This is a genomic window from Pseudomonas sp. IT-347P (genome assembly GCF_949768005.1).
Taxonomy (GTDB): Bacteria; Pseudomonadota; Gammaproteobacteria; order Pseudomonadales; family Pseudomonadaceae; genus Aquipseudomonas.
This window is the reverse complement of record NZ_CATKPQ010000057.1, coordinates 222,521-247,406: the sequence shown is the minus strand read 5'-3', so window position 1 is coordinate 247,406 and position 24,886 is coordinate 222,521. Positions and strand designations below refer to the sequence as shown.

22 protein-coding genes are annotated in these 24,886 nt (G+C 60.3%); 7 read left to right on the top strand and 15 right to left on the bottom strand.

Annotation, left to right across the window (positions count from 1 at the left end):
- Positions 1 to 107: 107 nt before the first annotated feature.
- Entirely contained in the window at positions 108 to 542 is a 435-nt protein-coding gene (locus tag ACM6IV_RS23590) for a DoxX family protein (RefSeq protein ID WP_414871869.1), read from the bottom strand.
- 112 nt (positions 543 to 654) lie between these two features.
- Positions 655 to 2,076: a transglycosylase SLT domain-containing protein gene (locus ACM6IV_RS23585; RefSeq protein WP_414871868.1), complete on the bottom strand. Its 1,422-nt coding sequence runs from the start codon at positions 2,074 to 2,076 to the stop codon at positions 655 to 657.
- Positions 2,077 to 2,311: 235 nt separating this feature from the next.
- Between ACM6IV_RS23585 and ACM6IV_RS23580 the strand changes: the two genes are divergently transcribed.
- The 3 genes from ACM6IV_RS23580 to ACM6IV_RS23570 all read left to right on the top strand — a co-directional run bounded on the left by ACM6IV_RS23580 (position 2,312) and on the right by ACM6IV_RS23570 (position 5,392).
- Complete coding sequence (locus ACM6IV_RS23580; protein WP_414871867.1) at positions 2,312 to 3,118, top strand: TatD family hydrolase; 807 nt, start codon at positions 2,312 to 2,314, stop codon at positions 3,116 to 3,118.
- A 213-nt stretch (positions 3,119 to 3,331) separates the two neighbouring features.
- Entirely contained in the window at positions 3,332 to 4,813 is a 1,482-nt protein-coding gene (locus ACM6IV_RS23575) for a methyl-accepting chemotaxis protein (RefSeq protein ID WP_414871866.1), read from the top strand.
- 213 nt (positions 4,814 to 5,026) lie between these two features.
- Positions 5,027 to 5,392, top strand: a complete 366-nt coding sequence (locus ACM6IV_RS23570) for a terminase (RefSeq protein WP_034155260.1) — start codon at positions 5,027 to 5,029, stop codon at positions 5,390 to 5,392.
- Between the two features lies 1 nt (position 5,393).
- On the opposite strand, the gene ACM6IV_RS23565 is transcribed toward ACM6IV_RS23570, so the two are convergent.
- The 3 genes from ACM6IV_RS23565 to ACM6IV_RS23555 all read right to left on the bottom strand — a co-directional run bounded on the left by ACM6IV_RS23565 (position 5,394) and on the right by ACM6IV_RS23555 (position 7,551).
- Positions 5,394 to 6,188, bottom strand: coding sequence for an acyl-CoA thioesterase (locus ACM6IV_RS23565; protein WP_414871865.1), 795 nt, complete (start codon positions 6,186 to 6,188; stop codon positions 5,394 to 5,396).
- A gap of 241 nt (positions 6,189 to 6,429) precedes the next feature.
- Entirely contained in the window at positions 6,430 to 7,194 is a 765-nt protein-coding gene (locus ACM6IV_RS23560) for a CHAD domain-containing protein (RefSeq protein WP_414871864.1), read from the bottom strand.
- Positions 7,195 to 7,272: 78 nt separating this feature from the next.
- Positions 7,273 to 7,551, bottom strand: a complete 279-nt coding sequence (locus ACM6IV_RS23555; RefSeq protein WP_090285007.1) for a hypothetical protein — start codon at positions 7,549 to 7,551, stop codon at positions 7,273 to 7,275.
- Between the two features lie 215 nt (positions 7,552 to 7,766).
- Between ACM6IV_RS23555 and ACM6IV_RS23550 the strand changes: the two genes are divergently transcribed.
- Positions 7,767 to 8,804: a patatin-like phospholipase family protein gene (locus tag ACM6IV_RS23550; protein ID WP_122608506.1), complete on the top strand. Its 1,038-nt coding sequence runs from the start codon at positions 7,767 to 7,769 to the stop codon at positions 8,802 to 8,804.
- Between the two features lie 108 nt (positions 8,805 to 8,912).
- Here the strand turns inward: ACM6IV_RS23550 and ACM6IV_RS23545 are convergent, their stop codons facing one another.
- From ACM6IV_RS23545 to kdpF, 6 genes are all read right to left on the bottom strand, one after another.
- A complete protein-coding gene (locus ACM6IV_RS23545; RefSeq protein ID WP_414871863.1) occupies positions 8,913 to 9,608 on the bottom strand; it encodes a response regulator in 696 nt (231 codons plus the stop codon).
- 48 nt (positions 9,609 to 9,656) lie between these two features.
- Positions 9,657 to 12,308, bottom strand: a complete 2,652-nt coding sequence (locus ACM6IV_RS23540) for a DUF4118 domain-containing protein (RefSeq protein WP_414871862.1) — start codon at positions 12,306 to 12,308, stop codon at positions 9,657 to 9,659.
- 132 nt (positions 12,309 to 12,440) lie between these two features.
- Positions 12,441 to 12,986, bottom strand: a complete 546-nt coding sequence (kdpC, locus tag ACM6IV_RS23535; protein WP_414871861.1) for a potassium-transporting ATPase subunit KdpC — start codon at positions 12,984 to 12,986, stop codon at positions 12,441 to 12,443.
- Between the two features lie 230 nt (positions 12,987 to 13,216).
- Positions 13,217 to 15,274, bottom strand: coding sequence for a potassium-transporting ATPase subunit KdpB (kdpB, locus tag ACM6IV_RS23530; RefSeq protein ID WP_414871860.1), 2,058 nt, complete (start codon positions 15,272 to 15,274; stop codon positions 13,217 to 13,219).
- A 10-nt stretch (positions 15,275 to 15,284) separates the two neighbouring features.
- The gene (gene kdpA, locus ACM6IV_RS23525; RefSeq protein WP_414871859.1) at positions 15,285 to 16,979 is read right to left on the bottom strand and encodes a potassium-transporting ATPase subunit KdpA; all 1,695 of its coding nucleotides are present in this window, start codon (positions 16,977 to 16,979) and stop codon (positions 15,285 to 15,287) included.
- Positions 16,980 to 16,987: 8 nt separating this feature from the next.
- Positions 16,988 to 17,077, bottom strand: a complete 90-nt coding sequence (gene kdpF / locus ACM6IV_RS23520) for a K(+)-transporting ATPase subunit F (protein ID WP_007899818.1) — start codon at positions 17,075 to 17,077, stop codon at positions 16,988 to 16,990.
- A 420-nt stretch (positions 17,078 to 17,497) separates the two neighbouring features.
- Here kdpF and eat point away from each other — a divergent pair, with 420 nt between their 5' ends.
- The 3 genes from eat (at position 17,498) to ACM6IV_RS23505 (ending at position 19,854) form a co-directional block, all read left to right on the top strand.
- The gene (gene eat, locus ACM6IV_RS23515) at positions 17,498 to 18,862 is read left to right on the top strand and encodes an ethanolamine permease (RefSeq protein ID WP_414871858.1); all 1,365 of its coding nucleotides are present in this window, start codon (positions 17,498 to 17,500) and stop codon (positions 18,860 to 18,862) included.
- Between the two features lie 129 nt (positions 18,863 to 18,991).
- Complete coding sequence (locus tag ACM6IV_RS23510; protein ID WP_016770901.1) at positions 18,992 to 19,159, top strand: DUF2897 family protein; 168 nt, start codon at positions 18,992 to 18,994, stop codon at positions 19,157 to 19,159.
- Between the two features lie 137 nt (positions 19,160 to 19,296).
- Complete coding sequence (locus ACM6IV_RS23505) at positions 19,297 to 19,854, top strand: TetR/AcrR family transcriptional regulator (protein WP_414871857.1); 558 nt, start codon at positions 19,297 to 19,299, stop codon at positions 19,852 to 19,854.
- Here ACM6IV_RS23505 and fabF read toward each other — a convergent pair.
- The 4 genes from fabF to ACM6IV_RS23485 all read right to left on the bottom strand — a co-directional run bounded on the left by fabF (position 19,851) and on the right by ACM6IV_RS23485 (position 24,607).
- Entirely contained in the window at positions 19,851 to 21,125 is a 1,275-nt protein-coding gene (gene fabF, locus ACM6IV_RS23500; protein WP_414871856.1) for a beta-ketoacyl-ACP synthase II, read from the bottom strand. The genes ACM6IV_RS23505 and fabF overlap by 4 nt on opposite strands.
- Positions 21,126 to 21,147: 22 nt before the next feature.
- A complete protein-coding gene (locus ACM6IV_RS23495) occupies positions 21,148 to 21,951 on the bottom strand; it encodes an SDR family NAD(P)-dependent oxidoreductase (RefSeq protein ID WP_414871855.1) in 804 nt (267 codons plus the stop codon).
- 215 nt (positions 21,952 to 22,166) lie between these two features.
- Entirely contained in the window at positions 22,167 to 22,502 is a 336-nt protein-coding gene (locus tag ACM6IV_RS23490) for a ComEA family DNA-binding protein (RefSeq protein WP_414871854.1), read from the bottom strand.
- Between the two features lie 110 nt (positions 22,503 to 22,612).
- Positions 22,613 to 24,607 carry a polysaccharide biosynthesis protein gene (locus tag ACM6IV_RS23485; protein ID WP_414871969.1) on the bottom strand — a complete coding sequence of 665 codons (1,995 nt, stop codon included), beginning with the start codon at positions 24,605 to 24,607 and terminating at the stop codon, positions 22,613 to 22,615.
- Positions 24,608 to 24,886 lie beyond the last annotated feature (279 nt).

Here is a 24,886-nt window from a genome sequence, read left to right as displayed (position 1 = left end):
ATCGGCGCATGGGCAACATCCTAGAGAACGTGACCGATCAGTGTCAAGAATCAGCCGCAACAAAAAAAGGCCCGCATTGTGCGGGCCTTTTCCTTGAGCCAGAGCGCTTAACCGGCGATGGCACGATCCACCGAGAGCTTGCCGGCGCCTTCGATCAGTACGGCGATGCTGCCAGCCAGCAAGGCCAGGGCAAACTCGTAACCGTTGTTGGCCATGAACAGACCGTTGCCGATGTGCACCGAGAAAATCGCGACCAGCGAGAGGAACGCCAGACCCAGCGCCGCCGGACGAACCAGCAGGCCGATGATCAGGGCCAGACCGGCGAAGAACTCAGTGCCGCCCGCCAGCGAGGCCATCAGGTAACCCGGGGTCAGGCCGATGCTTTCCATCCACTGCGCGGTGCCGGCCAAGCCGTAGCCACCGAACAGCCCAAAAAGTTTTTGCGAACCGTGAGCCGCGAAGATCACGCCGACAGCGATGCGCAGGATAGTCAGACCGTAACCGGCGCGGGTGAACAGTACTTTATTGATCAGAGAGTTCATGGGGCATTCCTTGTTTTCGCGAGAAGTTGTGTGTGTTGGTTGGCCGCTATATTAATCAGTTAATTTCATGTTAAAAGCGCAAATATTCCGCCATTACCATCAAATTATTAGATCATTTCCGTGAGACGACCTTTTGCGCCCCGGGCTCCAACGACTCGCGCTCCCGGTCGAACGCCAAGTAATACTTGTTCACGCTATTAACATAGCTGACCGGCCCCATTCCTACCTGCTCCATGGCGATGCGCTCGACCTGGAAGAACCACTGATTGGGGTTCAACCCACGCCGCCGCGCTTCAGCGCGCATGCCCTGCACGCGCTCAGGGCCGATGTTGTACGCCGCCAGCGTGAAGGCCATGCGTTCGCGCTCGTTGAGCTTGGGGCTGCTGAAGAACTTGCGGCGGATCATCGCCAGGTACTTGGCCCCGGCCTGTACATTCGCATCGAGATTCTGAATGTTATTCACGCCGACGCGCTGAGCGGCGGACGGGGTGATCTGCATCAGCCCGGTCGGGCCACTGCCGCTGCGCGCATTGGGTTGCAGGCGTGATTCCTTGAACGCCAGCGCGGCCAGGTTCAACCAGTCCATGTTCTGCGCGTCGGCATGTTTCTGCAGGGTCGGGCGCAGTTTTTCCAGACGCTGGCGATCAGCCTTGGCCAATGGATAGTGGACTTGATAGAGACGACGGTAGATGCGCAGGAACGCGACATCTTCATTGGACGGCTTCTTGTAACCGCCGAGAAAGCGGTCGATGCTCGCGCGTAACATCGAGGCGTCACGGCGTACGAACCAATACTCCTCACCCGGCTCGCTGATCATCAGTTGCCGGTCAAAACGCAGCTTCGGCAGGATCTTGCCCCAGCGCTCGGCGATGGGTTGCTCGACGATGGTCAGATGAAATATCCCGCCCTGCACCATTTCCAGCACATCTTCTACCGCCAGGGTCGGATCGACCCATTCGATCTTGATCGGCGCCAGTTTGTGCAACGCCAGTTTCTGATTGAGCTGACTGACCGCCTCCCCCGCCGCACTGCCGGTGGGTAACGCCAGGGTTTTTCCGGAAAGCTGCTCGACCTTGGTATAGCGGCGTTCGCCCTTGATCCCGACCAGCACCAGCGGCACGTTGCTGGCGATCGGTTCGCTGCTGGCCACAGCAAAGCCCGGTTGCAACTCAAGCAATTCGCCCGGCGCAACGAGATCGCCCTCGCCACGTTGCAGCGCGCCGAGCAATTGATCCTTGGCTTTGGGAATGATCTTGAGGGTGATTTCCTGGCCGTCGCGGGCGTGGCCATTGAGGTATTGCTCGAAGGCGCGCAGACGATGGTATTCGACGCCGATGGCCTGGCCCTGGACTTCCCCGGAGCTGTTGCGGCTCTGGTTGACCAGCACGCGCAACACGCGGCTGCTGCGAATCTCGGACAAGTCGCGCACCTTGGCCGCCGGCACGGCTTGCAACGGCCCGGGCAGGCGTGCGACCGCCGCCATCGGCAGTAGCAGCGATCCACACAACAGCAGCAAAACCGAGGGACGAACCATCCACTCTCCGGAAAGAATACAGGGCGATTTCATCTTAAAAGGTCGAAATCACCGACGAATACAGAGCGCCATGAGCGCTGGCAACGTGCGAGAGACTGGCACAGTAATGGCATTTCTACCAAACCGGTCTGCGTCGCGGCATCAACAGACAGCTATAACTCGTTGTAGTTCTTGGCTTTTCTTATGAATCTACAGCTCTGGTATGCTTTCCGGCCTTCGGCCCGAGGTAGCAACCATGCAACTCATCGATATCGGCGTCAACCTGACCAACCCCAGTTTCGCCGACAAACACCAGGCCGTGCTCGAGCGCGCCTATGCCGCCGGAGTCTGCCAACTGGTGCTGACCGGCACCAGCGTCGAGGGCAGCGAGCAGGCACTGGAGTTGTGCCAGCAACTGGATGAGAGCGGGCAACGGCTGTTCGCCACCGCCGGGATTCATCCGCATTCGGCCAGCGACTGGAACGCTGACAGCGCCCGCCGTCTGCGCAGTTTGCTGAAGGAATCCAACGTGGTGGCGGTGGGTGAATGCGGGCTGGATTTCAACCGTGATTTCTCGCCACGGCCACAGCAGGAAAAAGTCCTCGAAGAACATCTGGCGCTGGCCGTTGAACTGCAACTGCCGGTATTTCTGCATGAGCGCGATGCCAGTCAACGTCTGCTGGAAATTCTCAACGACTTCCGCGATCAATTGCCCGCTGCCGTGGTGCATTGCTTTACCGGCGAGCAAAAGGCGTTGTTCAGCTACCTCGACCTGGATCTGCACATCGGCATTACCGGCTGGATCTGCGACGAGCGCCGGGGCACGCATTTGCATCCGCTGGTCAAAGAGATCAAACGCGGACGGCTGATGCTGGAAAGTGATGCGCCGTACCTGCTGCCACGCACCTTGCGACCGAAGCCAAAGAACGGGCGCAATGAACCGGCGTATCTGACTGAAGTGCTGCGCGAAGTGGCGTTGCATCGGGGTGAAACCGAGGAAGATCTGGCGGCGCATACCACCGCCTGTGCCCGAGCGTTCTTCAATCTGAGCACCCTCCCCTGACACAACACAAACCCCATTGTGGGAGCGGGCTTGCTCGCGAATGCGGTGGTTCAGTTAAAGAAACATCGACTGACACGCCCCCTTCGCGAGCAAGCCCGCTCCCACCGGGGGTTAGCGTAGAACCTGTTGACCCATATCAAGTTCTCCATCCCTGCATAGCGGCACAATGCTGGCACCTTGCCAAAACTGTTTCCGCTATCAGAGAAGACCTCCATGGGTGCCTGGCTTAGCAATATCTCGCTGAAATACAAATTCTGGGCGGTCAATGCGGTCGCCTTCGTCACCACCCTGCTGCTGGTGTTGTACGCCGTGCAGCTCGAACAACAGGCGCGCAGTCACGCGTCGCAGGCATCCGCACAGGCCCAGGCGCAATTGCTCAAGGCCTGGCCACCCGGGCAACCGCTGCCGAAAGCTGATCAAGTGCTGACCTTCAAACGCGGCGAAGCTCCGCGCCTGAACGATCATCCCTTGCTGGAAATCACTGAAAGCAACGGCTGGAACGACATCAATCGCCTGCCGCTGTTCGGCGATAACCCGCTGATGGGCGCCGAAGTATTCAGTCACGCCGATGGCCAGCAGGTTGCAGTCATCGCCTATGGCCCGAGTCTGAGTCAGGTGTTCAGCGAGCGTTTCGCCAATTATGCGGTGGCGGTGTTCATCCTGATGTTGGCCATGCTGTGCGCCTCGCAACTGCTGATCCGCTTCCTGCTCAGTCAGCTCAATACCTTGAAAGACGTGATGCTGCACGTTGAGAAAAGCGGCGATCTCTCGGCCCGTGTGCCGCTGGTGGGCAAAGACGAAGTCGGGCAGATGGCCAATGCCTTCAACGCAATGCAAGCCGGTTATCAACGCGTCGTCGCCACCGTGGCCAACACCGCTCGGCAGCTGGATGTTGGCGCAGCACGGCTGGCATCGAGCATGAACGAAGTGCGCCACGGCATGCTCGGTCAGCAGAGTGAAACCGATCAGGCCGCTACCGCGATCAACGAGATGACTGCCACCGTTTATCACATCGCCCAGCACGCCGGCGCCACCCGCGACCTGTCGCAGACCGCCGATGGCCTCGCCGGCAGCGGTCAGCAAGTGGTCGCGCGGGTGCAGCATTCGATCGCCGGGCTATCCAGCGGTGTGCAGCAGACAGCCGAGATGATTCAACGGCTGGCCGAGGACAGCCAGAAGATCAACGGCGTGGTCAGCGTGATTCACAGCATTGCCGAGCAGACCAACCTGTTGGCGCTGAACGCCGCTATCGAAGCCGCCCGCGCCGGAGAAATGGGCCGTGGCTTTGCAGTGGTCGCCGATGAAGTGCGCAATCTGGCCAAACGCGTACAGACCTCGACCGACGAGATCACCACGATGGTCTCGGCCTTGCAGGCGGGCACCCGCGATGCGGTGGATTTCATGCAGGAGAGTTCGTACAAGGCTGACGACTGCGTGCAGCAGGCGCAGGAGGCTGGCGAGGCATTGGCGGAAATCACCGGGGCGGTGGCGCAGATGCGCGAGAGCAACACGCAGATCGCCGTGGCGGCGGAGCAGCAGAGTCAGGTCGCCGAGGAGATGAACCGGGCGGTGGTGAGTATTCGCGATGTGACCGAGAACACGGTGCGGCAGACGGTGGATTCGGCGACGACCAGTAATGAACTGGCGACATTGGCCGGGGAACTCAACAAGGCTATTGGTCAATTGAAACTCTGAAGGCCCTTTCGCGAGCAAGCTCGCTCCCACATTGGATCCAGGGCGCTCATAAATCCTCTGTGGGAGCGAGCTTGCTCGCGAAGGCGTCAGCCCATTCAGCATCGAATCCGGCGATGACGCCTATCGCTTCAATAGCCAACCTTGATTCGCCGCCCTCCGCGCCCGGGCCTATTCTTCATCCATGAGTTCAACATGGATCGAGGAGTAGTCAACATGGGCAAACGTCACCCCAATCTTCCCGCGTGGCAATGGCGCGCGTACCCGGGCAATCATCAGCACCCGACCAATCTGGTGCTGCACCTGATTGCCGTGCCGTTGTTCATCGTCGCGTTTCTGCTGATCGTCTCCGGGGTGTTCAGCCTGAGTCTGGCCAGCGTCGCCATCGGCGTGATCGGCATCATTGCGGCGCTGGGCTTGCAACGTCATGGCCACAGCCTGGAGGCGCAAGCCTCCGAGCCGTTCAGCGACCGTAAAGATGCCGTCTCGCGTTTACTGGTCGAGCAGTTCCTGACCTTTCCGCGGTTCTTTCTCAGTGGCGGCTGGTGGCGCGCCTGGCGCGAGCGCCACCGTCGGCATTGAGTCAGGCGAAAATCGTGACGGTCTGGCGACTCATGGCAATCAAGTCCCCTTGCGCGCTCCACAGCTTGGCGGCGACATGGCCGTAGCCGTCGGCGGCGTACTCGATATCGGCCAGGTATTGGCACCAGTCCAGCGTGCTCAAATCGCGTAGCGGCTGAACGAACTCAATGGTCCAGGTCAGCGTGCTTCCCGGCGCAGGCTTCTTCAGATACGGCAACAAAGCGGGTGGCCACGCATCTACCAAGGCCAGCAGATGCGCCTCGTTGACCGGTTCCTCTTTGACATCCCCACGCAAGCGCACCCAACCGCCCATCAGCCGCGATTGATTGCCGGTGAACGGCATGCCGCCAACACTCCAGCGCATCGCCAGATGACGCATGAACTCCGGGGTCACGCCTTTGATATACGGTAACTCCTGGCATTCGTCCCAGTGTTTCATTGACGGCGCCGGATACGCTTCGACTGCCACTTCCGAGGGCCGCGAGGCACCGAAACTGCCCTGAACGATCGTCACCACTTGGCCATTCTGCATCGCCCGGCCCATGACCTGGCTGACGGCTTTGCCTTCACGCAGTACATCCACTTCGAAGCTCACCGGGACTTCAGGCTCGACCGGGCCGACAAAAGTGATCGCCAGCGAACGCACCGGGCGATCCGCCGGCACTTTCGCGCGCATGGCTTCGTATTGCAGCGCGGCCACCAGGCCACCGAAACTGGCACGACCCTGGCCCCATTCGGCAGGAATGGTCAGTTCCGGTTGGCGGCGGACCGCCTCGAGCAGATCGCTAAAGCGCATGGCAACCTCAGAAAACGAGAAAGGAATGCGGGGATCTTAACCAGACCTGCACAGCGCCGCAGCGTCTATTCCGGTCAAATGGGCTGACAGAAAGGCCTTCCACCTATATCCGCCACATTGAAGATTCATTGTAGGAGTGAGCCTGCTCGCGATAGCGGTCTGACAGCCAACACAGTTGTTGAATGTCAGACCGCTATCGCGAGCAGGCTCAGTCCTACAGGGGATTTGTGGTGATTCAGGATTATTTGAAACAGGCTGAACTGAGTTTTTCGAGCACTCGATCAGCCTTGGTTTCGGCATTGATCATCGTCGCCTGCCAGGTGGCGACGCACGGCTGCAGATCCGTTTCAAGCTCCGCCTTTGCCAGCCACTGCCAGCAATCGTGCCAATCACCCAACGCGCCCTGCGCCGACTTCAAACGCGCCAGCGCCGCGGCGGGCAGGCGATCCAGTTCGGGATAGGCTTCGATGCCGTAGCGCACGCGTTTGATCAGCAGGCGCAGGCGATGGCGGTCGTGGGCCGGGTCGTGCAGTGCCTCGTCGAGTTTCTGCCATTGCTTGCCCAGGCGTTTTTCAATGCGTTTGTCCAAGCCCTTGAGCAAGCCCTGACGCTGGGAAGCGCGCAGAAAGCGCGGAAAAGCGTCGAGAATCATCAGCAGCGAAGCCACCTCGGCGCTCGCCGCAAGCGTCGGATAGGCCTCGGCCATTTGCGCCATGCGGCGTTGCGCGGCCTCAGGCTGATCATGCTTGAGCAGGTAGGCCGCCAACACCTCGCGATCACGCCACGGGGTGGTCAATTGGCCGACCGCCGAGGCGGCAGCTTCCAGTTGCTCGACCCCGGGCAAACCACGCAATGGCCGCAACAGGCTGCGCAAGCGCCGCACCGTGGTGCGCAGATCATGCAACGCCTCGGGATCGGTGCGTGCCGTCAATCGCGCCTGACAGGCCAGCAGCCGCACCTCCAGGCTCAGGACATGAGCCACCAACCGGTCAACCAACGCAGACATCACTTGCTCCTGATTCAAATGGCTTGAAGATCATTCTGCCGCCCAGTGAACGCAGCCTCTTTGCTTCACGTCAGCAGCTTAGCGGCCGGCGCGGGACTCGCGAATATAGAAGCGCGCCTTCTCGGCTTTCTTGCTGCAGCCTTCGAACCCTTCGAATTGCTGCTGGGTCTTGGCGGCGGTCAGCAGGGACAACGCTTTGGAGTAGCTGACGGTGCCGGCAAAGCCTTCGGCCTTGGCCAGATCCAGCTCATGCCAGGCCGCGTCGAGCTGGCTGCCGCAGCTGTCGCGGTAAGCGGTTTTACCGGCACAACCGGCCAATGCCAAAGCCAACAACGGCACACAGATCCAGGCTTTCATCACTCACACCTCAAATAGGTCAACAGTCGTGCAGGTAAGACGGTCAGGCAGCGAAAAAGTGCCTTGCCGGCGGGTGAAACCGCGCAACTGAGAAGGATAGCGCTGAAGGGTCATGCAATAGCAAAAAAACGACGTCACTGGCGCACTCAACGACCTCGGCGATTGAGCCTGCCCGGCGATGGGTGCATTGTGGAACCTTGTCGGGAGGACGCTGGATGAAAAAACGTGTTGCGTTGGTACTGGGTTCCGGTGGCGCCCGGGGCTATGCCCATATCGGGGTCATTGAAGAGATTGAACGACGCGGCTACGACATCGCCTGCATTGCCGGCTGTTCGATGGGCGCTGTGGTCGGCGGGATCTACGCCGCCGGCAAACTCGACGTTTACAAGAACTGGATCGAAAGCCTCGATTACCTCGACGTCCTGCGCCTGGTCGACGTCAGTTTTCGCCTCGGCGCGATTCGTGGGGAAAAGGTCTTCGGCCAGATCCGCAAGATCGTTGGCGAAATCAATATCGAAGATCTGCGCATTCCTTACACCGCCGTTGCCGCCGACCTTACCAACCAACAGGAAATCTGGTTTCAGGAAGGTTGTCTGCATCAAGCCATGCGCGCTTCGGCGGCGATTCCCAGCCTGTTCACCCCGGTGATGCAAGGCAATCGCATGCTGGTTGACGGCGGCATTCTCAATCCGCTGCCGATCGTGCCGGTGGTGTCGAGCCATTGCGATCTGATCATCGCAGTCAACCTCAACTCGACCAACCAGCGTCACTACAAATTGCCGGTGATCCAGCGCCCGGCGGCGTTTCGCTCGCGCTTTGACAGCCTGATCAATTCGCTGGGGGCGAAGATGCCGTTCCGCCGTAAACAGGCTGAACAATTGTTGCGGCTCGAACAGGAGGCACTGCGCGCCGAAGCGGCGGACATCAACCCCTGGCTCGAAGGCGCCGAACCGGAGAGCCAGCAACCGGCCGCCGCGCCTGAACGTGAAGGCGCACCGAAATCAGCGACCGGCTCATTCATCATCGATAACGTCGGGCCGGCCTCGTTGCTGGATTTGATCAACCAGAGTTTCGAGGTGATGCAGACCTCGCTGGCGCAGTACAAGATTGCCGGGTATCCGCCAGACATCCTGATCAACGTGCCGAAGCGGGTGTGCCGGTTTTTCGAGTTTTACAAGGCGCCGGAGTTGATCGCGCTGGGGCGCGAGATTGCGCGGGATACGCTGGATCGGTATGAGAGTGAGCAGGGTTGATCTGAGCTGATTTCTCGGGTGTGTTTGATGGCCTCTTCGCGAGCAAGCCCGCTGCCACAGGGAATGCATTCCAAATGTGGGAGCGGGCTTGCTCGCGAAGGCGTCAGATCAACCCACATCACTCAGCAGCCGATACCCAACCCCTGCCTCAGTCACGATAAACCGCGGCCGCGTCGGATCATCCGCCAGTTTCTGGCGCAAATGCCCCACCACAATCCGCAGATAATGGCTGTCTTCGGTGTGCGTCGGTCCCCAGATATCCTTGAGCAATTGCTGCTGGGTAATCACCCGCCCCGGATGCCGTGCCAGTTGCGCCAGCACCGCGTATTCCTTGCGGGTCAGCGCCACTTCGACACCGTCGAGCAACACCCGCCGATAGGCCAGGTCCACGGTCAGCGGGCCGAAACTCAGCGCCGCCTGCTGCGCCTCCCCCGCCGGCGCCTGACGTAATAACGCACGCACTCGCGCAAGAAATTCCTGAATACCGAATGGCTTGGTCACGTAGTCATTGGCGCCGCCATCCAGCGCCTGGACTTTCTGCCCTTCGCTGGCGCGCACCGACAACACCAGCACCGGCGTCGTGGCCCACTCGCGGAATTCGCGCAGCACCTGCTGGCCATCCATGTCCGGCAAGCCGAGGTCGAGCACCAGCAAGTCCGGTTTGTTCAGCGCCGCCTGCGCCAGCCCTTCGGCACCGTTGCCGGCCTCGAGCACTTTGTAGCCTTGAGAAGCAAGGCTGATGCGCAGGAATTTGCGGATCTGCGGTTCATCATCGATGACCAAAATGGTCGCGGTCTGGCTCATGAATTCACATCAACACAAAAGAGTGGCAAGAGAGTAGCGCAGTCCGTATCAGGCTTCATGGTCCAGCCCCGGTTGCGTCTGCAACGGCAAGTGCAAGGTGATGCAGGTGCCACGTTCGTCGATGCCGTCGGCGACGCTGATACGCCCGCCGTGCGCACCGACCATGCCCTGACAGATCGCCAGGCCCAGGCCCGTGCCCTGGCCACCCCGATCACCCCGGGCAGCGGTGTAGAACATGTCGAAAATCTTCGCCCGTTCCTCTTCGGGAATCCCCGGCCCTTCGTCGCTGACCGCGAAGAAAATCTCTTGGTCATTCGCCCCCGCATTGAGCTGCAAGCGGCCGTGAGCGGGTGAGAAGCGTGCGGCGTTTTCCAGCACATTGACCAGCGCCTGCTCGATCAGCGCCGCATGCACGAACAGCAGCGGCAACTCGGCCGGCACATCGGTGCTGACTTGCAACGGCGCGAGCACCGCGCGCAGGCGATTGAGCGAACTGCCAACGATGTCGGCGGGCGACACCCAATCCCGCGCCAGCTTCAGCGCGCCGTGGCCGAGGCGGGTCATGTCGAGCAGATTCTGGATATAGCGGTCGAGGCGCTCGGCTTCATCGCGAGTGCCTTCGAGCAGTTCACGGCGATCCTCCAGCGGGATCGCTTCACCGAGGGCCAACAGGCTATCGATGCTGCCGCGCATGGCGGTCAGCGGCGTGCGCAAATCGTGGGATACGGAGGCCAGCAAGGCACTGCGCAATTGTTCGGTTTCACCGTGCAGGCGCGCGGCTTCCAGGTCATCGGCCAACTGCGCGCGTGCCAGCGCTTGGGCGAGCGGCTGACTCAATGCGGTGAGCAAGCGGCGACGCTGGCCGCTCAAGGTCTGCCCTTCCTTGGCACAAACACCGAGCAAGGCCAGCGGTCCGTCCTCGACCGACAGCGGCCACCACCACCAGCGCCCGAACGGCAGCGTGCCAGTGCCCATGCCTGCCGGTTGATCGTGCTGCCAGGCCCAATCGGCGGCGGCGCGTTCAGCCTCGGTGAATTGCAGCGGCCCACCGGTCTCGACTTTCCAGCCGCCCTGACCATCGCGGTTGAGCAGACACAGTTGCAGATCGCTCCAGCCGTTGAGGTGTTGCGCGGCGGCGCTGACCACTGCTTGGCGATCGGTCGCGGCGGTGAGTTTACGCGACAGGTCGAGCAGTTCGGTGGTTTCTTCCTGGGTGTCGCGCAAGGCCTGCAATTGCCGACGCTGACGCGCCGCGAGGTTGCCGGTAAGCGCTGCCATCAGCAGGAAAAACAGCAGGGTCAGCACGTCTTCTTCGCGCTGAATGCTGAAGGAAAAATTCGGTGGAATGAACAGAAAGTCATAGGTCAGAAACGACAGCGCGGCACAGGCCAGCGCCGGGCCGAGGCTGCTGCGCACCGCCACCAGCAACACCGCCGCAAGAAATACCAGCGAGATGTTCGGCAGCGGCAACACGCTCGACACGGCCCACGCCAGAGCACTGGCCAACACCGTGGCAACCAGCGCCAGCGCATAGTCGAACCACACCAGGGTCAGCGCGTTGCGCGGGCGCGGTTGATGCTGTTGCTGATCGCTGTCGAGGACGTTGATCTCCAGCCCGTGAGCCTGACGCAACAGCCGTGCCGCGAGTCCGCCGCCGAACAGACGTCGGCGCAGTCGCGGCCGGGACTGCCCGACCAGCACCAGACTCGCACGGCGTTCGGCGGCATGCTGGATCAGGGTTTTCGCCACTTCACCGGCGCGTAATAAAACCACTTCACCGCCAAGGCGCTCGGCCAATTGCTGGGCGCTTTGCAGGCGTAGCCGCGATTGCTCATCGCGCACGCTACCGTTGTCGACATGCACCAGACTCCACGGCAAATGCCGGCGCTGGGCGACACGGCTGGCATGACGCACCAGGCGTTCGGCCTGCTGGTCGCCATCGACGCCGACCAGCAATCGCCCGCGCACTGCCGGGGCGGCCTGACCGAGTTGGCGATAGCCTTGGGCGAGATCGTTGTCGACTTGCGCGGCGGCGGTCTGCATCGCCAATTCACGCAACGCGGTGAGGTTGGTCTGGGTGAAAAACGCATCAATCGCCGCGCGCGCCTGCTCCGGCACGTAGACCTTGCCCTCGCGCAGACGCTCGAGCAATTCACGCGGTGGCAGGTCGATCAGCAGCAGCTCGTAGGCTTCTTGCAGGACCCAGTCCGGCAGGGTTTCGCGCACTTGCACACCGGTAATGCCGCGCACCTGATCGTTGAGGCTTTCCAGGTGCTGGACGTTGACCGTGGTGAACACGTCGATGCCGGCGGCGAGCAGTTCCTGAATGTCTTGCCAACGTTTGGCGTGGCGGCTGCCGGGGGCGTTGCTGTGGGCCAGTTCATCGACCAGCACCAGTTTCGGCCTGGCCGCAAGAATGCCGTCGAGGTCCATTTCTTCGAGCATCACGCCACGGTATTCCGAGCGCACCAAGGGTTGCTGCGGCAAGCCGCCGAGCAGTGCTTCGGTTTCCGCCCGGCCATGGGTTTCGACCACCCCGGCGAGGACTTTCACGCCTTGGCGCAATTGCGTGTGGGCGGCCTGGAGCATGGCGTAGGTCTTGCCAACCCCGGGGGCGGCGCCGAGGAAAACCTTGAGCCGGCCACGGCCGTCACGGGGCAGGTCTGCTAACAGCGCGTCGGCGCGGCCGGAGTCGCTCATGCTTGATGTTCTCTCTTTTGCAGATGTTTATGCGGTGACTGTGATGGCCTCTTCGCGAGCAAGCCCGCTCCCACATTTGCAACGCGTGCTCCTGTGAAAGCGGGCTTGCTCGCGAATGGCCACGCCGCCGATTCAGAGTTTTTCCAGTGCCATGTTCAGCTCCAGCACATTGACCACCGGCGGCCCCACCAACGGCTGTTCAGTATGCGCATCGAGCAGTTGCTGCAGAGTCGACAACGGCAGATTGCGCGCCGCCGCAACACGCGCCAGTTGATAGGCAATTGCCGCCGGTGGCAAGTGCGGATCGAGGCCGCTGCCAGAGGTGGTCAGCAAGGCCAATGGCACCGGCCCCTGGCCGGGTACCTGCTGTTTGTTGGCCTCGTCGATCACCCGCGTGGCGAGTGCCGGGTTGCTCGGTGCCAGGTTGCTCGCGCTGCTGGCAACCGTCGCAAACGCACCGGCCGATGGCCGTGGATGGAACCATGCATCGCCGACAAAATCCTGGGCAATCAGCGACGAGCCACGGACCTTGCCGTCAGCGTCATGTACCAGGCTGCCGTTGGCTTGAGCGGGAAATGCGACTTGCGCAACACCGGTCACCACCAGTGGATAGGCGACGCCGGTGACCAGGGTCATCAACACCAGCAGGCTCAGGGCCGGACGTATTATTGTGGACATTTCAGGATCCTCGAATTCGTTGGGCAAACTTTTGCGGGGTGTCAGGGAGACCTTTTCCCCCTCACCCCAGCCCTCTCCCCCAAGGGGGCGAGGGGGAAAGGGAGCCGATCTTTGTGCTTTTCAAAACCTGAGTTCGGCTCGATATTTCAGGTCGGTGCAACTCTCGTAAACACCCCGTTCAGTCCCCTCTCCCTCCGGGAGAGGGCTAGGGTGAGGGCCTCTTCTGAGACTCACACCAGATGCAGCGCCGTGAGCAACATGTCGATCGCCTTGATCCCCACGAACGGCACCAGAATCCCGCCCACTCCGTAGATCAGCAGATTGCGTCGCAACAACGCCGCCGCACTCGCCGCCTGCACGCGCACACCGCGCAGCGCCAGCGGAATCAGCACGACAATGATCAACGCGTTGAACACGATCGCCGAGAGAATCGCGCTCTGCGGGCTGGTCAACTGCATGATGTTGAGCACGCCCAGTTGCGGGTAAATCGAAGCGAACAGCGCTGGCAGAATGGCGAAGTATTTGGCCACGTCGTTGGCGATGGAAAAGGTTGTCAGCGCACCCCGGGTCACCAGCAATTCCTTGCCGATCTGCACCACGTCGAGCAGCTTGGTCGGGTCGCTGTCGAGGTCGACCATGTTCGCCGCTTCGCGGGCAGCCTGGGTGCCGTCGTTCATCGCCATGCCGACGTCTGCCTGGGCCAGCGCCGGAGCATCGTTGGCGCCGTCGCCGCACATCGCGACCAGACGACCGTCGTTCTGCTCGTGACGAATGCGCGCGAGTTTTTTCTCCGGGGTGGCTTCGGCGAGGACGTCATCGACGCCCGCTTCAGCGGCGATGGCAGCGGCGGTCAGCGGGTTGTCGCCAGTGACCATCACGGTGCGGATCCCCAGTTTGCGCAGTTCGGCAAAACGCTCGCGGATGCCCGGCTTGACCACGTCCTTGAGGTGGATTGCGCCGAGCAATTTGCCATCGACGCAGACCAGCAACGGTGTGCCGCCGCTCTGGGCAATCTTGTCGATTTCCCGCGACAGTGCCGGGGCCAGGTCCGAACGTTTTTGGCCGAGGAAACTCAGCAGCGAATCCACCGCGCCTTTGCGGTAGACACGGCCCTGAAAGTCGACGCCGGACAGACGGGTTTCTGCGCTGAACGGTACGGCGGTCAGGGTTTCCAGAGCGGGCTCCGGCTGCGGATGCAGACCGCGCAGGTATTCGACGATGGACTTACCTTCAGCGGTGTCGTCCGCCAGCGAAGCGAACAACGCACCTTCGGCAAGGTCACGACCGCTGACACCCGGTGCAGCATAGACCGCGCTGCAACGACGGTTACCGAAGGTGATCGTGCCGGTCTTGTCGAGCAGCAGCACATGCACGTCACCCGCCGCTTCCACCGCACGGCCAGACTTGGCGATCACGTTGAGGCGCACCAGACGATCCATCCCGGCGATACCGATAGCCGACAGCAGACCGCCAATGGTGGTCGGGATCAGCGTAACCAGCAGCGCCACGAGGAACACCAGCGGCAGGCTGCCGTTGGCGAAACGGGCGAACGGTTGCAGGGTCACGACCACCAGCAGAAAGATCAGGGTCAAACCGATCAGCAGGATGTCCAGCGCCACTTCGTTCGGGGTCTTCTGGCGCTTGGCGCCTTCGACCAGCGCGATCATGCGATCGAGGGTCGACTCACCGGGGTTAGCGGTGATCTTCACCAGCAGCCAGTCAGACACCAGGCGCGTGTTGCCGGTGACCGCCGAGCGGTCGCCACCGGACTCACGAATCACCGGCGCCGATTCACCGGTAATCGCCGCTTCGTTGACCGCCGCGATACCTTCGATGACTTCGCCGTCACCGGGAATCATCTCCCCGGCTTCGACACGGACTACATCGCCTTTGCGCAGGCTTGTCGCGGGGACCACCTGAAAGCTGCCATTGGCCTGTTTGCGCCGGGCGCTGAGGCCTTCGCTGCCAGCCTTGAGGCTGTCGGCACGGGCCTTGCCGCGACCTTCAGCCAAGGCTTCGGCGAAGTTGGCGAACAGCACGGTGAACCACAGCCACAAGGCGATTTGCGCGGCGACGAAGGTTGGCACCTCGGCGTCGGGAATGAAGCACAGCACGGTGGTGAAAATCGCCGTCAGTTCGACCACCAGCATCACCGGCGAACGCTTGAGTTGCCGCGGGTCGAGTTTGACGAAGGCTTGCAGCAGCGCTGGCCGCCACAGGGCCGATATCGCGGTTTTCGCTTGTTCCGGCGCTTTGACGGCGGCGGGTTTGATTGCGGGCATATTCATCATTGACTCCTTAGAAGCCCATGCTCAGATGTTCAGCGATAGGGCCCAGCGCGAGGGTCGGCAGAAAGGTCAGGCCGCCCACCAGCAAAATGGTCACGGTCAACAGGGTCACGAACAGCGGGCCATGGGTCGGAAAGCTGTTCTGGCCGATCGGTGCGGTTTTCTTCATTGCCAGGCTGCCGGCCAAAGCCAGTACCGGGAGGATGTAACCGAAGCGGCCGATCAACATGCCCAAACCCAGCATCAGGTTATGGAAAGGCGTATTCGCGCTCAGACCACCGAACGCCGAGCCGTTGTTGGCACTCGCCGAGGTGTAGGCGTAGAGCAACTGGCTGAAACCGTGCGGGCCGGGGTTGCTGATGGTCGCCGCCGGGCCGGGCAGCACTGCAGCAATGGCGCCAAGCACGAGCACACCGACCGGCATCACCAGCAGCGTCACCACCAGCAATTGCACTTCGCGGGCCTGGAGTTTCTTGCCGAGGTATTCCGGCGTGCGGCCAATCATCAGGCCGGCGAGGAACACCGCGATCAGCACGTTGAGCAACATGCCGTAGAGACCCGCACCGACGCCGCCGAAGATCACTTCGCCAACCATCATGTTGACCAGCGCGACCATGCCGCTCAGTGGGTTGAGGCTGTCGTGCATGCCGTTGACCGAACCGTTCGAGGCCGCCGTCGTCGTCACCGACCACAGCACCGTGGCGGTAGTGCCGAAACGTGCTTCTTTACCTTCCAGCGGTGCGGTCTGTTCAACCGCCGCGTTGTTCAAAGTCGGGTTTGGTTGGTATTCGGCCCACAGCGAGGTCGCGCCACCGATCAGGAACAGCGCGAGCATGCAGGCGATGATCGCGCGGCTCTGACGCAGGTCTTTGACGTAGTGGCCGAAGGTGAACACCAGCGCCACCGGAATCAGAATGATTGAAGCGACTTCGAACAGGTTGCTCCACGCGGTCGGGTTCTCGAACGGATGTGCCGAGTTGACGCCGAAGAAACCACCACCGTTGGTGCCCAGTTGCTTGATCGCAATCTGACTGGCGGCCGGGCCGAGCGGGATCACTTGATCGACGCCCTGCAGGGTCACGGCGTTCACATACTGCGCGAAGGTTTGTGGCACACCCTGCCAGACCAGATACAGCGCCAGCAACAGGCACAGCGGCAGCAGGCCGTAGAGGGTGGCGCGGGTCATGTCGACCCAGAAGTTGCCGAGGGTTTTCGTCGACTTGCGGCCGATGCCACGGCACAGCGCAACCAGCACGGCGAGGCCGGTGGCGGCGCTGACGAAGTTTTGCACGGTGAGGCCGACCATCTGGCTCAGGTAGCTGAGGGTTGCTTCACCGCTGTAGGACTGCCAGTTGGTGTTGGTCATGAAACTGACCGCAGTGTTGAACGCTTGCGTCCATTCCTGGCCCGGCAGATTTTGCGGGTTCAGCGGCAAGTGATCCTGGAACACCAGAATCGCGAATAGCAGGAGGAAACCGGCGAGGTTGAACGCCAGCAGCGCCAGCGTGTATTTCTGCCAGCTCTGCTCGGCGTCAGGATCAACCCCGGCGACGCGATAACAACCGCGCTCGACCGGGCCGAGGACCGGCGTCAGCCAGGTGCGCTGACCTTCCATCACTTTGTAGTAGAAGCGCCCGAGGAACGGCGCCGGCAGCAAGACCAGCGCAAAAAACCCGAGGATCAGCCAATAGTCATAACTGTGCATAGCCGCTCCTAGTTCCGATCCGCGCGCAACAGCGCAACCAACAGATAAATGAACAGCCCCACTGCCAACAGCAGTGACACCCCGTCCAGAACGCTCATGGAAGATCTCCGTGTTACGGCGTATTGCCGCGTGTGCAGGCATTGTCGGAAAGGAGGCTGTAAAGGAACGAGAGCGAGGGGGTTGGCTGGGCATAAAGAAAGCGTAAAGAGTGGTTTTATGCGGGCGTTACAGCAGGTTTGCAGCGTCAGGTCGGGCCCCATCGAGGGCAAGCCCGGCTCCCACAGGTCCCGTGCTGGAATCAAACTCTGCGGACGACGCAAAAACCTGTGGGAGCGGCTTGCCCGCGAAGGCGGCATAACAGCTTCCGCTGCTCCCAACTGGCGCACGAAGAACGCTCATCCAGCCGCGAACATCCCCGCTACGACAGCTTTCAACTCATTACGACTTGTTTCACCGCGATGGCACGCCCACTGCACACGCCCTCCCCGAGCTTTCCAAACCGTTCAGGGAGCAAACGCATGAACACACAACTCAAACCCACGCTGGGCACCTTGCATCTATGGGGTATTGCCGTAGGGCTGGTGATTTCCGGCGAGTACTTTGGCTGGAGTTACGGCTGGGGGGTGGCCGGGACGCTGGGTTTCCTGGTGACTTCGTTCATGGTCGCGACCATGTACACCTGTTTCATTTTCAGCTTCACCGAACTGACCACCGCCATTCCCCACGCAGGCGGGCCGTTTGCCTATAGCCGTCGCGCGTTCGGCGAAAAAGGTGGATTGATTGCAGGTCTGGCCACGCTGATTGAATTCGTCTTTGCGCCACCGGCCATCGCCCTGGCAATTGGCGCGTACCTCAACGTGCAGTTTCCGGCGCTTGATCCAAAACACGCAGCGGTGGGCGCCTACATCGTGTTCATGGGCCTGAACATTCTTGGCGTGAAACTGGCGGCCACGTTCGAGCTGATTGTTTGTGTACTGGCCGTCGCCGAGTTGCTGGTGTTCATGGGCGTGGTCGCGCCCGCGTTCAGTTTCAGCAACTTCGCCCTAAACGGTTGGGCAGGTTCGGATGTATTTGGTGCACCGGCGATTGCCGGGATGTTCGCGGCCATTCCGTTTGCGATCTGGTTCTTCCTCGCCATCGAAGGCGCGGCGATGGCTGCCGAAGAAGCCAAGGATCCGAAACGCACGATTCCCAAGGCCTACATCAGCGGCATTCTGACCCTGGTGTTGCTGGCAATGGGTGTGATGTTCTTTGCCGGCGGTGTCGGTGACTGGCGCACCCTGGCCAACATCAACGACCCGTTGCCGCAGGCGATGAAAACCGTGGTCGGTGACAACTCCGGCTGGCTGCACATGCTGGTGTGGATCGGCCTGTTCGGTCTGGTCGCCAGTTTCCACGGGATCATCCTCGGCTACTCGCGGCAGTTCTTCGCCCTTGCCCGCGCCGGTTACCTGCCCGCCTCGCTGGCGAAACTCTCGCGCTTCCAGACGCCACACCGCGCAATCATCGTCGGCGGCATCATCGGCATTGCCGCGATTTACAGCGACGGTCTGATCAACCTCGGCGGCATGACCCTGACCGCCGCGATGATCACCATGGCCGTGTTCGGCGCCATCGTGATGTACATCATGAGCATGCTCAGCCTGTTCAAACTGCGTAAATCGGAACCCAATCTGGAACGCACCTTCCGCGCGCCCTGCTATCCACTGATTCCGCTGATTGCACTGGTGCTGGCGGTGGTGTGCCTGGTGGCGATGGCGTGGTTCAACGCGTTGATCGGCTTGATCTTCCTCGGTTTCATGGCCGTCGGTTTCGGCTACTTCCTGATGACCGGCCAACTGCGTGCCGACGCGCCGGCTGATGCGATGCTGACGGGCAATTGATCGATTTCGGGTGTACCGGGTACAAGCGGCCTAGAATGGAACCACTGCGAAGAGACTTCGCTCAAACGTGGTATGCAGCGTCGCACGGCGAAATCCTCGCCCGTCGAACTGCCCTTAAGGAGAGCCGTTATGCCTTGGTATGCCTGGTTGATTCTGGTGGTTGCAATCGGCTCGATTGTCGGCGGACTGATGATGTTGCGTGACACCGCCAACAAGGTCGAACTGACCGATGAAGAACGCAAGCGCGTTGCACAGCGTAATGCCGAAGCGGACGCCAAAGACGCACAGGACCGCTGACACCCACCCCGCCATAAAGGCGGGGTTTGTTTTTCCAACCCGATTGGACTAACCCGCCCGCCTTTTAGATTTTAGAAGTACAGTCACCATTTAATCTTCCGTGGTTAAGATGGCAGCATCGTCGCGGAGAGCTCCACATGCGTTACTCGCCAGATCACAAAGCCCAGACTCATCAGCGCATCATCAAGGAAGCCTCGGCGCGCTTTCGCAAGGACGGTATCGGCGCGACAGGCCTTCAGCCTTTGATGAAAGCGCTGGGCTTGACCCATGGCGGCTTCTATTCGCATTTCAAATCCAAGGACGACCTGGTCGAAAAGGCCCTGCAAGAGGCCGGCGAGCAGGTCGCGGGTCTGTGTGAAGAGATTTTTGCTCAGGAAAACCCGCTGCAAGTCTTTATCGATACCTACCTGTCGCAATGGCATCAGACCTCGCCCCACGAAGGCTGCCCGCTGCTGACCATTTCTTCCGAGTTGGGCCTGCGCGGTCAGCCAAGCCCCACCAGCGACGAAGTCCTCAATGCTCGCCTAGAACAAATTCAAGGAACGCTCGCAGGCGAGAACATTGCTGAGCGCAGCATTGTCATCATGGCAACCCTGGCGGGCGCACTGCTGCTGTCACGCAGCGTCGCGGACGCCGACTTCGCTCAGCGCATCCTCGACATCACCCGCGAGCATCTCAAGCAATCGACTGATTAAACTTCCCAGCGCTTGAACAACACGCTCGCATTGACCCCGCCAAAACCGAAGCCGTTGGACAATGCATATTCGATCGGCATCGACCGCGCCTGGCCATGGACAATGTCCACACCTGTGCTGGCCGGATCGGGATTGTCAAAATTCAGCGTCGGCGGCACCACCTGATCACGAAGCGCCAACAGCGTGAAAATCGCTTCAAGCCCGCCGGCAGCGCCGAGTAAATGACCGGTGGCTGACTTGGTCGAGGTCACGGCGATTTTATTCTGCACGCCGAACAACGCTTTGATCGCCGCCAACTCGCCGAGGTCGCCCACCGGCGTCGAGGTGGCATGCGCATTGAGGTGCTGCACCTGATCCGGTTCGATACCCGCCTGCGCCAGTGCCAGCGTCATCGCCCGCCGCGCACCGCTGCCATCTTCAGGCCCGGCCGTCAGGTGATAGGCGTCGGCGCTGGTGCCATAACCGACCAGCTCGGCCAATGGCTTCGCGCCACGGGCCAAGGCATGCTCCAAAGATTCGATCACCAACAGCCCCGCGCCCTCGCCCATCACAAAACCGTCTCGACCGCTGTCGAACGGCCGCGACGCGCGCTCCGGGGTGTCGTTGTAACCGCTCGACAGTGCCCGCGCGGCCGCGAAACCGGCCAGGCTGACGCGGTCGATGCAGGCTTCCGCGCCGCCACACACGGCAATATCCGCTTCGCCGGCGCGAATCAAACGCGCCGCATCGCCAATCGCTTGAACACCCGCAGCGCACGCGGTCACCGGTGCGCCCAACGGCCCCTTAAGGCCGTGTTGAATGGACACGTGCCCTGCTGCGAGATTGACCAGAAACGATGGAATGGTAAACGGTGACAAACGCCGAGGACCGCGACTGTCGGTGGTGCGCACGGCGTCGGCAATCGCGCCAAAACCACCGACTCCAGAGCCGATGATCGTGGCAGTACGTTCCTGACTCTCGCTCTGCGACGGATGCCAGCCAGCCTGTTCCAGCGCCTGCCGGGCGGCTTCCATGGCGAACAGAATGAAGCGGTCCATCTTCTTCTGTTCCTTGGGTGGCGTGGCGCGATCCGGATCGAAACCTGCTTCAGCGTCCTCTTCCAGCGTCGGCACCGCGCCGCCGACTCGCGTGGATAAATCAGCAACCACTGCTTCAGGCAGGTTTCGCAGACCGGAACGCCCGGCCAGCAACCGCTGCCAGACGACTTCGAGATCGCTGCCCAAGGGTGAAACCAGGCCCATGCCCGTGACGACTATTCGACGCGAATCCATACCGTGGTGACCTCTGATCAATTCAATTGCCGGACTTGTAACGTTGGGCTGCCGAGTTGCGGGAAAGGTTCGGTGCCATGACATGGCGAGCCGCAACAAAGGCGTGCCATTCGCCTGCATCGGGCAGCGAAGGAATGGTGACCAACTCGCCCTGATCCAGACCGGCCAGCGCCGCATCGACCATCTCGCCCGCGTCCATGACCATTTCGGCCGGAATGCCACTGGCATCGATACCGGAGCGCTCCCAGATTTCGGTGCGGGTTACACCGGGCAGCACGGCCTGGATCTGCACGCCGGTGCCTTCGAGTTCAGTGTTCAGCGACTGAGTCAGGCTCAGTACGTAGGCTTTGCTGGCGCTGTAGGTCGCATTGAAGCGTTCCGGAAACAACGCCACCACCGAGGCGATATTGATGATCGTGCCACGCCCGGCCTTGGCAAAACTCGCGGCAGCGGCCGATGCCAGACGGGTGACGGCGGTGATGTTCAACTGGATCAGTCGCTCCAACTGGTCCATATCGGCATTGGCCAGCAACCCGTCAGAAGCCACACCGGCGTTATTAACCAGCAGGCTGATGCTCGAATCGCTACGCAGGCGTTGTTCGAGTTTGAGCACGTCATCCTTCTGCGTCAGATCTGCCTTGAGCACTTCAACCTGAACGCCATGGGCATCGCGCAACTGGCTCGCTGCACTTTCCAGACGGTCCTTGTCACGCGCAACCAGCAGCAGATCAAAACCACGCGCCGCCAGGCGCTGAGCGTAAATCGCACCGATACCGGATGATGCGCCGGTAACGAGAGCAGTACCTTGAGATTGTAAGGAATTCATGAGATTGCTCCTGGAATGCTTGATGAAGGACGTTGCCGATGAGGCGCGCTGGCTTGATGCATCGGCAAATTATTATAGGCATAATCCAAACGCAATATGATAGCCGTAATTTTAAATTGTCTGACCGGTGACCTCTCCACAACTGCCCGCGGTCATGCGCTGCGCAAGGAAAAAAGGCCGGTCAATGACCGGCCCCTTGGCGTTGAACACTCAGCTTAGTTGACTTGCAGCTTGTCGCGATTGCGATCCAGAATCGCCTTGCCGATACCCTTCACTTCCAGCAACTCATCCACCGACGCAAACGGCCCGTTTGTTTCACGATAAGCAACAATTGCTTTCGCCTTGGCCTCGCCGACTCCAGACAACTCCTTTTGCAGCGTCGCCGCGTCAGCATCGTTGAGATCGACTTTTGCGCTTTGGGAAGGAGCCGCTGTATCCATGACCAAAGGCGCTTTTGGCGACTCCGCTGGCGCAACAGGTGCGGCAATTGCGGCGATCGAGGCACTGGCAAGGAAAGCAAAAATCAGAGAGTAGAAGTAACCGGTACGCATTTTTGACGCTCCATCATCATTTGAGAAAGCAGCTTTTCCGAAGCTGCTCTCCAAACGTAGGTCATGGTGGAGCTATGTCAAAAATACGAGCGTTACAGGATGTGAAACAATCAAGGTTCGAGACGCCGTTGCTGGTAGATCCAGTCGACGATCTCGCCGTCGGGGGTGTAACCGCTGACGGTGTCACGCAGCAATTGGCGTACACGCGAATAATCATCCTGTTCGACAGCAGTCAGCAAATCCGTCAAACGCAACTTGAGCAAGTCCCAAGGCAAATGGTCCTCGCTGGCGCTCATGATCATCGGGTGGGGTGTGGCTGCCACGTTGTCACCAATCAGCAACTCTTCGTACAGCTTTTCTCCCGGACGGAGTCCCGTGAACTCAATGGAGATGTCGCCTTGCGGATTACGCTCGGAACGAATGCTCAATCCCGACAGGTGAATCATTTTCTCCGCCAGTTCGACGATTTTTACCGGCTCGCCCATGTCCAGGACAAAGACATCCCCACCCTGTCCCATCGACCCTGCCTGGATGACCAGTTGCGCAGCCTCGGGAATGGTCATGAAATAGCGGGTGATCCGCGGATGAGTGACCGTCAACGGGCCACCGGATTTGATCTGGCTGTGAAACAACGGAATCACCGAGCCCGACGATCCCAGAACATTACCGAACCGAACCATGGTGAAGCGGGTTTTATTGACCCGGGAAACGTTGGCCTTGTCGCCGAACATCACCGGGGCAACCTCTCGACTCAGCGCCTGCAGGGTCAGCTCAGCCAGACGCTTGGTACTGCCCATGACATTCGTCGGCCGCACAGCCTTGTCTGTAGAAATCAGGACAAAATTCGACACTCCGGACTGAAGCGCCGCTTGAGCGGTGTTCAGGGTTCCGAATACGTTATTGAGCACACCCTCGGCAATGTTGTGCTCCACCATCGGCACATGTTTGTATGCTGCCGCATGGTAGACAGTGTCGATTTTCCAGGTCTTCATCACATCGAGAAGCTTGTCCTGATGACGAATGGAGCCCAGGATCGGCAGCAATTGCACAGAAACAGAGTGCCGAGACCCACGCTGCTCCAACTCGGTCAGGATGCTGTACAGATTGAATTCACTGTGTTCAAACAACAACAGCGTGGTCGGTTCCAGTGAAAAGATCTGTCGGCATAATTCCGAACCGATTGAACCACCGGCACCGGTGACCATTACGGTCTTCCCTTTTATGCAACGCTCGAGCAGGTCTGGCTGCGCTGGCACCGAATCCCGTCCCAGCAGATCGGCAATATCCACTTCCTGAATATCTTCAACCTTCACCCGACCGCTGGCCAGATCGGTGAAATTGGGCACGCTGCGTATGTGAAGTGGGAATCCCTCCAACAGATTCAGAATCTCCCTGCGTCGAGCGCGGGTCGAAGACGGGAGCGCAAGAAGAATTTCCTGCGCGCCGGTGGCGTCGATCATTTGCTGAATGTGCTTGGGCTTGTACACCTGCAGACCGGAAATTGAACGATCGGCAATGCTGGAGTCGTCATCTATGAACGCTACAGGGCGCATGGTTCGCCCCATGCGCAAGGCGGCGACCAGTTGGTTACCCGCAACGCCGGCGCCGTAGATGGCCACCTTCGTCAGACCATCATCCCGGGACGTAAAGGGTACGTGCTGGGCGGCTGTGAACCAGTCCCCCATGAAATAGTGGCGCATGCACAGGCGCAAGCCACCGATGATGACAAGGCTAAGCCACCAATAGTTGAAAACGATGGACCGGGGAACTACAGCCTCGTGGTTGCTATACCAATAAACCACCAGAGCCAGAATCAGTGAGGAGAGGCTTACAGCCTTGATGATCGCGATGAGCGCATCATTGCCGAAATATCGCATGACGGCACGGTACATGCCAAAACGGATAAACAGGGGGATGGCGATAATCGGTGCGCAAGCGAAGAGCCAGAAGTGGACCTTCAAGGGGTTGTACATATCGTCTATGCCTAGACGCACGATGAACGCAAGCCAGAGCGCGCCCCAAACGAGAACGACGTCAGTGGCAACCTGTATCAGCCGTTTCTTGCGCCGCGGTAACCCCAACAAAAAAGATCGAATTTTATCCATCAGCATAATGGCTTAGTGCCCACTCCTTTCACCAAGGTCAGCGTTTCACATTGTAACCGTCTACCGAGACTCTAGGTGAAATCAAATCGGTTGCCAGACCACCACGACCGATGACGCTCTTAAAAAACCGCAACTCTGACAACTGAATGTAACCTTTGAAGCACAGAATGTCATATTTTGAGAAAGGTTGCGGCCGGAAAAGCGGAAATGAAATTGAGGCACACAGGGACTTCAGCTACACTTGAGACCATTCGAATGCTATTCAAATTAAATCCAGAC

Bases quoted from the DNA above. Each gene is read 5' to 3' on its own strand.
- ACM6IV_RS23495 (WP_414871855.1), bottom strand. From the start codon at position 21,951: ATGAATTCCTTACAATCTCAAGGTACTGCTCTCGTTACCGGCGCATCA.
- ACM6IV_RS23510 (WP_016770901.1), top strand. From the start codon at position 18,992: ATGCCTTGGTATGCCTGGTTGATTCTGGTGGTTGCAATCGGCTCGATT.
- kdpC (WP_414871861.1), bottom strand. From the start codon at position 12,986: ATGTCCACAATAATACGTCCGGCCCTGAGCCTGCTGGTGTTGATGACC.
- ACM6IV_RS23560 (WP_414871864.1), bottom strand. From the start codon at position 7,194: ATGTCTGCGTTGGTTGACCGGTTGGTGGCTCATGTCCTGAGCCTGGAG.
- ACM6IV_RS23580 (WP_414871867.1), top strand. From the start codon at position 2,312: ATGCAACTCATCGATATCGGCGTCAACCTGACCAACCCCAGTTTCGCC.
- kdpA (WP_414871859.1), bottom strand. From the start codon at position 16,979: ATGCACAGTTATGACTATTGGCTGATCCTCGGGTTTTTTGCGCTGGTC.
- ACM6IV_RS23590 (WP_414871869.1), bottom strand. From the start codon at position 542: ATGAACTCTCTGATCAATAAAGTACTGTTCACCCGCGCCGGTTACGGT.
- ACM6IV_RS23575 (WP_414871866.1), top strand. From the start codon at position 3,332: ATGGGTGCCTGGCTTAGCAATATCTCGCTGAAATACAAATTCTGGGCG.
- eat (WP_414871858.1), top strand. From the start codon at position 17,498: ATGAACACACAACTCAAACCCACGCTGGGCACCTTGCATCTATGGGGT.
- ACM6IV_RS23490 (WP_414871854.1), bottom strand. From the start codon at position 22,502: ATGCGTACCGGTTACTTCTACTCTCTGATTTTTGCTTTCCTTGCCAGT.
- ACM6IV_RS23505 (WP_414871857.1), top strand. From the start codon at position 19,297: ATGCGTTACTCGCCAGATCACAAAGCCCAGACTCATCAGCGCATCATC.
- ACM6IV_RS23555 (WP_090285007.1), bottom strand. From the start codon at position 7,551: ATGAAAGCCTGGATCTGTGTGCCGTTGTTGGCTTTGGCATTGGCCGGT.
- ACM6IV_RS23545 (WP_414871863.1), bottom strand. From the start codon at position 9,608: ATGAGCCAGACCGCGACCATTTTGGTCATCGATGATGAACCGCAGATC.
- fabF (WP_414871856.1), bottom strand. From the start codon at position 21,125: ATGGATTCGCGTCGAATAGTCGTCACGGGCATGGGCCTGGTTTCACCC.
- ACM6IV_RS23485 (WP_414871969.1), bottom strand. From the start codon at position 24,607: ATGGATAAAATTCGATCTTTTTTGTTGGGGTTACCGCGGCGCAAGAAA.
- kdpB (WP_414871860.1), bottom strand. From the start codon at position 15,274: ATGAATATGCCCGCAATCAAACCCGCCGCCGTCAAAGCGCCGGAACAA.
- ACM6IV_RS23550 (WP_122608506.1), top strand. From the start codon at position 7,767: ATGAAAAAACGTGTTGCGTTGGTACTGGGTTCCGGTGGCGCCCGGGGC.
- kdpF (WP_007899818.1), bottom strand. From the start codon at position 17,077: ATGAGCGTTCTGGACGGGGTGTCACTGCTGTTGGCAGTGGGGCTGTTC.
- ACM6IV_RS23585 (WP_414871868.1), bottom strand. From the start codon at position 2,076: ATGGTTCGTCCCTCGGTTTTGCTGCTGTTGTGTGGATCGCTGCTACTG.
- ACM6IV_RS23570 (WP_034155260.1), top strand. From the start codon at position 5,027: ATGGGCAAACGTCACCCCAATCTTCCCGCGTGGCAATGGCGCGCGTAC.
- ACM6IV_RS23540 (WP_414871862.1), bottom strand. From the start codon at position 12,308: ATGAGCGACTCCGGCCGCGCCGACGCGCTGTTAGCAGACCTGCCCCGT.
- ACM6IV_RS23565 (WP_414871865.1), bottom strand. From the start codon at position 6,188: ATGCGCTTTAGCGATCTGCTCGAGGCGGTCCGCCGCCAACCGGAACTG.